Source organism: Streptomyces sp. LS1784 (assembly GCF_020103755.1).
Classification (GTDB): Bacteria; Actinomycetota; Actinomycetes; order Streptomycetales; family Streptomycetaceae; genus Kitasatospora.
Genome location: NZ_JAHSQD010001005.1, coordinates 1 through 1637, shown reverse-complemented (window position 1 = coordinate 1637; position 1637 = coordinate 1). Strand labels below are relative to the sequence as shown.

General features: G+C 74.3%; 2 protein-coding genes. Both read right to left on the bottom strand.

Going from position 1 to position 1637, the window contains the following annotated elements:
- Positions 1-304 (bottom strand): hypothetical protein (locus KS423_RS45110; RefSeq protein ID WP_224285461.1); only part of this gene is annotated, 304 nt, incomplete at its 3' end.
- Between the two features lie 99 nt (positions 305-403).
- Positions 404-1637 (bottom strand): hypothetical protein (locus KS423_RS45105; RefSeq protein ID WP_224285460.1); only part of this gene is annotated, 1234 nt, incomplete at its 5' end.

Below are 1637 nucleotides of genomic sequence, written 5' to 3'. Positions count from 1 at the left end.
CGCGGTGGAGGGCGGGCAGGGCGGCGGGCGGCAGCGGCGGGCGCTCGATCACCAGCAGCGGTTCGGCGAGCGCGGGGGCCAGCAGCTCGGCGGCCTGGTCGACCGGCTCCGGCGGGAGGGGCTGCTGGAGGTCCGCCTCCAGGCGCCGGTCCGGGTTGCGCAGCAGCGCGGCGGCCTCCTGGATCTGCTGGCGGCTGTACCGGCCGGCCCGCATCGCCGGTCCGACGGCGAGGTTGATCTCGCGCACGCCGGCCGTGAGCGGGATGCCCAGGACCTCGTACGGCGACGGTTCGTGCAGTGGCATGGCGGGCGGTCTCTCTCCTCACGGTGGCGGGGACGGCGCGGGTGCCGGCACGGCTGCGGCGTACGGTCTAGGACGACGCCAACTGCCGTGCGGTTGCCGTCAGTAGAGCGAGTTGATCCGCATCTGCATCGCGTGCAGCTCGATGTCGTCCGGGCTGTGCTCGACGGCCTTGCGGGCCAGGTCGCGGGCCTCGCGCAGCTGCCGGGCGTTGGCCCGCTGGACGGCGAACGAGCCGTAGACGATGCCGAGTTCGCGGTGCAGCTTGTCGGTGTCCTCCGGAGTGCCGGAGAGTTCGAGAGCCTCCTCCAGCAGCTTGATCGCCGCGCGGTAGCGGTGGCCCTCGTAGTGGCCGATGGCCTTGCCGCGCCAGACGCTGACCATCAGCCGTCGGATGTCGGTGGAGTCGTCGTAGGACCTGGCCTTCTGGAGCATCGCGGCCTGGTCGGTGAACGGCTGGTCCTGCATGGCGTCCATCACGTGGTTGGCGAGCATCACCGAGACCCGGCGCGGGGCCTCGTGGTCGACCCCGCCCTCCCATTCCGGGTCGGCCCGCAGCGCCTCGGCCATCCACTCGACGGCGCGCCGGCGGTCATCGGCGAAGGCGGCAGAGCGGGCGAGGTGACGCAGCACGAAGGCGAGGCCGAGCCGGTTGTCCGGGTCGGGGTTGAGTTCGATCAGCGCCCGCCAGGCCTCGACGGCCTCCTCCAGCTCCGCCTCGGTGGCGTCGGGGCGGCTGAGCTGGCCGGCCCGGTTGCCGAGGGCGGCCTCCAGGAAGTGCCGGGCGGTCGGGTCGCCGGGGACCAGTTCCAGGCTCTTCTCCAGGAGGGCGAGGGCGCGGGGGTAGTCCTTGTCCTCGTTGTTGATCTTGCGTGCCCACTGGGCGTAGGTGGCGCCGAGGTCGCCCCGCACCTCGGGGTCGTCGGGTGCCAACACCAGTGCCTTCTCCAGGAGTTCGGCGGCTCCTGCCTGGTCGTCCAGGCTGTTCTTGAGCAGCGCGCGGGCGGCCCGGACGCCGGACTCGGCGGCGATCGCGGCAGCGTCGGTGGGCAGCCGGGCGCCGGGGACGGCCCGGGCGCGGGTGAGGCTGTCCAGGGCCTCGCGCCAGTCCTGGTTGCGGTGGTGCTCGCGGGCCTGGCTGACCAGCGACTCGCCGAGCAGGGCCTGCCAGTCCTCGCCTCGCCGCTGTTCGGGCACCGCGTCCAGGGCGGCGACGGCGGCCGCCTGCCGGCCCTGGAGTTGCAGGTAGCGCTGCGCGCCGAGGTCGCCGAACAGGCCGAGGGCCCGGGTGGGCGCGGGCGCGTCGGCGTCGGCGGGCCGACGCCAGGGCCGGACG